Source organism: Candidatus Hepatincolaceae symbiont of Strigamia maritima, from assembly GCF_055505085.1.
This window is the reverse complement of record NZ_DBKDTU010000206.1, coordinates 1-6,001: the sequence shown is the minus strand read 5'-3', so window position 1 is coordinate 6,001 and position 6,001 is coordinate 1. Positions and strand designations below refer to the sequence as shown.

The 6,001-nt window shown below is 27.6% G+C and carries 8 protein-coding genes; 5 read left to right on the top strand and 3 right to left on the bottom strand.

Translation table 11 applies throughout. The features are described from left to right. Positions 1–515: 515 nt before the first annotated feature. Entirely contained in the window at positions 516–950 is a 435-nt protein-coding gene (locus ACQCX0_RS05675) for a helix-turn-helix domain-containing protein (RefSeq protein WP_462563201.1), read from the bottom strand. 143 nt (positions 951–1,093) lie between these two features. On the opposite strand from ACQCX0_RS05675, the gene ACQCX0_RS05670 reads away from it, so the two are divergent. Next, positions 1,094–1,342 (top strand): helix-turn-helix domain-containing protein, encoded by a 249-nt coding sequence (locus ACQCX0_RS05670; RefSeq protein WP_462563200.1) that lies wholly within the window; start codon positions 1,094–1,096, stop codon positions 1,340–1,342. 20 nt (positions 1,343–1,362) lie between these two features. Continuing rightward, the gene (locus tag ACQCX0_RS05665; protein WP_462563199.1) at positions 1,363–1,749 is read left to right on the top strand and encodes a hypothetical protein; all 387 of its coding nucleotides are present in this window, start codon (positions 1,363–1,365) and stop codon (positions 1,747–1,749) included. 385 nt (positions 1,750–2,134) lie between these two features. Here the strand turns inward: ACQCX0_RS05665 and ACQCX0_RS05660 are convergent, their stop codons facing one another. Continuing rightward, positions 2,135–2,575 (bottom strand): helix-turn-helix domain-containing protein, encoded by a 441-nt coding sequence (locus tag ACQCX0_RS05660; RefSeq protein ID WP_462563198.1) that lies wholly within the window; start codon positions 2,573–2,575, stop codon positions 2,135–2,137. 137 nt (positions 2,576–2,712) lie between these two features. Between ACQCX0_RS05660 and ACQCX0_RS05655 the strand changes: the two genes are divergently transcribed. The 3 genes from ACQCX0_RS05655 to ACQCX0_RS05645 all read left to right on the top strand — a co-directional run bounded on the left by ACQCX0_RS05655 (position 2,713) and on the right by ACQCX0_RS05645 (position 5,417). Continuing rightward, positions 2,713–3,015: a helix-turn-helix domain-containing protein gene (locus ACQCX0_RS05655; protein ID WP_462563197.1), complete on the top strand. Its 303-nt coding sequence runs from the start codon at positions 2,713–2,715 to the stop codon at positions 3,013–3,015. 74 nt (positions 3,016–3,089) lie between these two features. Next, positions 3,090–4,592, top strand: a complete 1,503-nt coding sequence (locus tag ACQCX0_RS05650) for a DDE-type integrase/transposase/recombinase (protein ID WP_462563196.1) — start codon at positions 3,090–3,092, stop codon at positions 4,590–4,592. Positions 4,593–4,643: 51 nt separating this feature from the next. Beyond that, positions 4,644–5,417 carry a phage head morphogenesis protein gene (locus ACQCX0_RS05645; RefSeq protein WP_462563195.1) on the top strand — a complete coding sequence of 258 codons (774 nt, stop codon included), beginning with the start codon at positions 4,644–4,646 and terminating at the stop codon, positions 5,415–5,417. Here the strand turns inward: ACQCX0_RS05645 and ACQCX0_RS05640 are convergent, their stop codons facing one another. Then, positions 5,418–5,978: a Cap15 family cyclic dinucleotide receptor domain-containing protein gene (locus ACQCX0_RS05640; RefSeq protein WP_462563194.1), complete on the bottom strand. Its 561-nt coding sequence runs from the start codon at positions 5,976–5,978 to the stop codon at positions 5,418–5,420. It lies immediately after the preceding gene. Positions 5,979–6,001: the final 23 nt, after the last annotated feature.

The following is a 6,001-nucleotide window of genomic DNA, read 5'->3' as shown; positions in this document are numbered from 1 at the left end:
GTTTAAAATTGCACTTTTTATAAATATTATAAAAACATAAGTAAATAGGCACTTTCAAGCGAAGTGTCTATTTTTTTGTAAAAAATTAAATGGACAAAATATAGAAATAATACTACCGATATAAATAGGATATAAGTCTTATTAAATAAGGCTTAATTGATATAAACAAGCTATTTATAAAAATGAAGAAAAAATGGACAAGATTTTAGGGTGATTCTTTAAAATTGGTCTCCTTGTCATTACTAACGAGGAGACAAAGCAAGATTATGCTTTAGGTTTATTGTTAGTAATAAATTTACTTATCGCATTTATAATTAGATAAGATTTACAACGATTACATATTATTTTAATATCAAGCTCTTTAGTAATATTTGCCTCAAATAGTTTTTTGTTACACTTACTACATCTAATATTGATATATTTTTTTCATAATTAGAATCCTCCATAATTATGTTATTGTTGATTATGAGCAATTATATACTCATAAAAATAATATCATAAATGAGGTTAAATTTTTATTTTTTCCAACTCTCAAGAGTAGGTCTAAGCATATCAAATACTTCTTTAGTTTTAAGTTTATTATTAGCTCTTCTTAGATTCGTAATACTTTCATAAACAGCAAGATATTGTTTCCCACCCATCTCTACATTAATTTCTTTCCCGAAAGCATTGGTAAGTTTAACTACTTCTTCGAATACTTCATAATCTATTGAGGTTTGGGTAATATTTGTAGGTTCTCCTTTAATTAGATAATCAACAGTTATACCCATTGATTCACAAATTTGATGTATTTTAAATAAATCAGGTAGAGCATCTCCTTTACACCATTTGCTAACATTTTTAGGATTTTCATGAAAGAATTCTGAAAATTCTTTTTGGGTTGGAAAATTTTTTAATATATTTTTTTTTAAATTCATACCAAATATTTTTAAAAACTTCTCTCTAAGCATTATATATCCTTGTTTTCTTTTAATCTCTTCAAATTAGAATTATTTGTTTGACAATCCTCTTCAAAAGAGATAATATCTTTTATATGAGATAAATAAATATTTATTTAACAAATAAAAGATAACACAATAAGGGTTTTTAAGAAATGGAAATAAACAAAGTTAAGTATCTGCTTAGTAAGAAAGGTCTTAAATTTGTAGATATAGATAAGAAGTTTGGTTTAAGAGAGGGAGTTACTAGATTTGCTTTATCTAAACCTAATCCTAAAGGAGAAAAGGCTTTATCTGAAGCATTAGATATTCCTTTAAAGGAACTTTTCCCAGAAAGATACGATGAACAAGGCAATAGGTTAATTCCGCAAAGTGCTAAAAATTATACTTTTAAAAAAAATTAACGAGAGTTTAGTAAGTAACAATGCTTAAAGAGTATTTCTCTATCACTGAAATATTAGAGTTGAAACTGGAAGGTTTTACAAAAGCAAGTCGTATTAATGATATGGCGATTGATGAAAACTGGCTATTCCGTAATTATAAAACAACTAAGAAGGACGGAAAAGAATATCACATTTCAAATTTCCCATCTCATGTAAGAGAAAAGATAGTAGCAAGATTATTAGAGAGAGCAAAAAAAGAGGCAAGAATAAACGGGAAAAACATTAAATTTGTACAGATGAGTTTAAGAATTGCCTATTCAAGATTAGAAATAATCCTATTTCTAAGAACAACAAATATGAATGTGTATGAGTTTTGTAAAACTTACAACAATAGAGAATTTGTAAATAATGAGCTAACAGAGGTGTAAGAAGACACAATAGATGAGAGTTAAGAATAATGGGAAATGGTGGGAAATAACGGGATATAGTGGAAAGAAACAACACGGTTTTATATGGTTATAAAAATTAAAAATAGAATTAGTTTAAAAAAGTGGAGGACAGAATAAATGAGAATTTTTTGAAGTTTAGGACGAATATAATGAGACAAAAAGGTAAATAAAAAATAAGAGTTTCTTAATTAAAGGATAAAGATAAAAATGAGGTAATTATGAAAAAAGGGAAGAAAATAAAGGATATCAAATGTCCTTATTGTAGTAAAAAATATATTGTAGCTGATATTATATATATACAACTATTTATAAGGTCAAGGTGTAGTAGCTGTGGTATGATTATAACTTATAATGATAAAGAAATTTAATCATCATCAGGTTCATCAGAAGAAAAGAATTTAATATTTTTTAGAAATTCTTTTCTTTTATTTAAAAATTCTTCAATAGTTAGAGAAATATTATGTTTTCGTTCCTCTTTAAATGTTAGATACATACTAACAAGAAACGAATCATTTGATTCTATTTTATTAACTTTTGCCCAATCATGAGTAGAAGCTACTATTTTAGCGAATTCATGTTCATTAAGATCTTGCACAACTTTACCTAAAATTATCCAATCTAATGATATTTTAGTAATTTCATGGATTCTTTTTAACATATCTAAACTAGGATATTTTTTCCCTAAAACCCAATCAGAAACTAAACTAGGAGAACATTTTAATTTAGATGCAAAATCAGATTTATTTTTAAAGCTTCCTTTTATTAAAAGCTCAATTCTTCCTCTAATAGTCTCTATTTTCTTCATTTTAAAACCAATAGTAAAATTTATCTTAACCGTTTAAACTAATAACGATATATTATCACTAATAATTTAGTAACTAAAATTAGTTAATAGAATTATAACATATAAAAAGTTAATAATAAGTTTATGAGTAAAAAGCTATGGATAAAGAAGAAATAAAATACCTGTTAGTTAAAAGAGGCTTAAAGCTAGTAGATGTAGATAGAAAATATGCTTTAAAATATGGAACTTGTAGGTATGCAATATCTTTAGCTCATTCTCAGGGAGAAGTAGCAATAGCTAAAGAGCTTGGAATAAAAGTGCAGATATTATTCCCTAATAGATATAATAAATATGGCAATAGATTAAAACCTCAACCAACAGAGAATTATAATTATGAAAGAAGAGTCCAACTTAATTTAAAAAATAATGTTAAGTTGGACAAAAATACGGTGATTTTATAAAAGAGTCCAAGTTATAAACAGTAGAAAAAATAAGGCTTTTATAGAAAATAAATAGTAAAAATAATGATTTTAAGTTGGATAGAGATTCGGAGTGGATAAGTTTAAAAGAGCTATTTGATGCTAATTTAAAATCTTTACCAAAGAATTTTAAAACTTTACAAAGATTAACGAAAAAAGAAAACTGGAAGCAAAGAGAAAGCCAAGTAAAGACAGGTGGTAAGAGAGGCTCTGAATACCACATATCCAGTTTACCTTTAGAAGCTCGTGTAGATTTTATGGATAGGTTGGCAACTTCAAGTAAGGATAGTGAAGCTAATATATTAGATAGTAGTAACTCTTCAAAAGCAACTAAGCAAAGTAAACCAAGCAAAGAAAAAGACCAGCTAGACATGGTTACATATATTGAAGAGCAAGAGAAAGTAGCTGAAACTTTATCAAAAGCGGAACATTTTGGAAGTGAGGTAGATAAGAGAAACCTAGAGAAAGCAAGGGCGAAGGAACAAATATTATTAAATCTAATAGAGTATAGAGTTGAGTTAGGGGTAAAAACAGGAAGGGAGGGATTAATAATGGAGATGTATACAGAAAAATATAACAAGGGATTGATAAATAATAAAGAACTCTATGAATATATTCCAAGCCTAAGCACAAAAAGTCTGTGGAGATGGAAGAAGGCATATAAGGAAGGAGGATTAAAGGGACTGTTAGAGAATTGGGAGACTAAGGGAAGAAAAAGCATAATGGAAAATAAAGAATATCTTGCAACAGTATTAAAAAACATAAAAGAACAGTCTCATGTAAGTAACAGAATGCAATATGAGATGTTTAATCATAAGCATGGGAGAGTAATAAGTTATAGAGGATTTAGCAGGTGGTTGTCAGAATATAGAGTAAATCACAAGCAGGAACTAACATTATTAACAAATCCAGATGGCTGGAAAAACAAGTATAAATTGTCAATAGGAAAAGCAGATGAGCAGATAGTGAGATTAAATCAGGAGTATAAAATAGATAGCACTAAGGCAGACATTATATTAAGTGATAATAGAAGATGTAACATTATAGGGATAATAGATGTGTATAGTAGGAGGGCAATACTGCATATAAGTAGAACCTCAAATAGTGAAGCAATCTTAGGAGGATTACTAAAAGCATTTAACAAATGGGGTAAACCAGAGGTTATAGCCAGTGATAATGGGTCAGATTTTGTAAATAAAAGGGTAAAAGATAGTATCCATGCTTTAGGAATTAAACAAAAGATATGTCCACCATTTAGTCCAGAGAAAAAACCATTTATTGAGAGATTTTTTAAAACATTTTCTCATAATATGCTGACAATGTTAGATGGTTATATAGGACACGATGTAGCAAGTAGAAAAAAGATAGAGAGTAAGAAGAGTTTTGTGGCAAGATTATTTAGAAAGGAAGAAACAGTAGACTTAAGACTAAATAGAGAAGAGCTACAAGCATTTTGTAATAATTGGATAGAGAATTACTATCATAACAAAGTACATAGGGCTTTAGGGATGTCGCCTAATGAGAGAGTAACAGGATATTTAGGAGAGATGTACAATTAGGTAGTAAAAGAAGACTTGAGACCATCTTTAATACTAATATAAGAACAGCAAATGCTAGTGGTAAGTGGGAAAAGGATTGAGAGAGCTAAAAAGCTATTACCATATTTACAATATAAACTAGGAGCATCAAGAAAACATAGAGAAGAACATCTAACTTATGCAGATATGGTATTACTAGTTGATGATCCTTTTTGGTCAACTCATTACCCACCAAATGGCTGGGGATGTAAATGTTGGGTGCGTCAAATAACAAAAGCTGAAGCTCAAAATTTAGGAATAAGTGATACTCCAGAGCGACCTTATAAAGATGTATTAAATGAAAGAACAGGCAAAATAGAAAAGCAGTACGATGGTGTAAGCTTAGGTTTTGCAAGTAATAGTGGATTAGAAAGAGCAAAAACTCTAAGTAATTTTTTAAATGATAAAGTAGAGACTATAAGTAAACCTATGGCTCATAGTGTTATTAAAGATACTATACAAAGTAAAACCTTTAAAGAACATTATTTAAGTGGCGAAAAAGAAGATAATCTATATTTACCAGTAGCTTTAATAACAAGCAATAAACTTAAAGAAAAACTAAAACTAGATAACAATATAAGTGTAAGATTTAAAGGATATAAAAACCTAAAAGATAAATATCCAGATATTAAACAAGAAGATTATTTATTAATACAAGATATTATTGATAATGCTGAACTTATTGAAAACAAAGGTAAATTTACTGGAACTATAAAAATAGATGATAAACAATACAAAGCTATTATTAAAAAAGTGGATAAAGATGGAGTACAAGAAGTTTGGTTAGAAGAATTTTTTAGTGAGTAACTATTGTTTAACTCTAGTACAGATAATATTACCCTTAGTATCTCTTTCATAATTAGCATATATTCCGTCTAATATAAGAGCATTTTTTGATTGTTTAATTGTTAAATCAGAAAATCCTCTATGACTTCCTCCTGATTTTTGCAAACCAAAATCTTTTACTGTATTTTGATAAGAATAGAATAAATGCCAATCATTATTATGTTTTTCTATTTTAGCAATATATGATATACCTTCACTTTTTTTAAAAGTACTTTTTACACAAACATTATTATAGGTTTGTGTAATTATCATTTCACCAGAGTAGTAATTATTATCATAAGAACTGTAAATTTTTACTTCATAGATTCCATTAATATTAGGATGTATGTGCCATTTATTAGCAAATATTTTCCATATACAATGATTCCATAAATAGATTACAACTGTGTATAAAGTTCCTATTAATACGAAACTTAATAACTTAGTAAGTTCAGGAGCAAAATTATTAATAATATTGCTTAAAAAAATATTAACATAACATAAAATTGTAAAAAATATAACAATTGTAATATGTTGTATCATCTATCATAATCCATTAAATATTT

What these genes read in the sequence shown, in the direction of transcription:
- ACQCX0_RS05675 (WP_462563201.1), bottom strand. Translation starts at nt 950, where the DNA reads ATGCTTAGAGAGAAGTTTTTAAAAATATTTGGTATGAATTTAAAAAAA.
- ACQCX0_RS05670 (WP_462563200.1), top strand. Translation starts at nt 1,094, where the DNA reads ATGGAAATAAACAAAGTTAAGTATCTGCTTAGTAAGAAAGGTCTTAAA.
- ACQCX0_RS05665 (WP_462563199.1), top strand. Translation starts at nt 1,363, where the DNA reads ATGCTTAAAGAGTATTTCTCTATCACTGAAATATTAGAGTTGAAACTG.
- ACQCX0_RS05660 (WP_462563198.1), bottom strand. Translation starts at nt 2,575, where the DNA reads ATGAAGAAAATAGAGACTATTAGAGGAAGAATTGAGCTTTTAATAAAA.
- ACQCX0_RS05655 (WP_462563197.1), top strand. Translation starts at nt 2,713, where the DNA reads ATGGATAAAGAAGAAATAAAATACCTGTTAGTTAAAAGAGGCTTAAAG.
- ACQCX0_RS05645 (WP_462563195.1), top strand. Translation starts at nt 4,644, where the DNA reads ATGCTAGTGGTAAGTGGGAAAAGGATTGAGAGAGCTAAAAAGCTATTA.
- ACQCX0_RS05640 (WP_462563194.1), bottom strand. Translation starts at nt 5,978, where the DNA reads ATGATACAACATATTACAATTGTTATATTTTTTACAATTTTATGTTAT.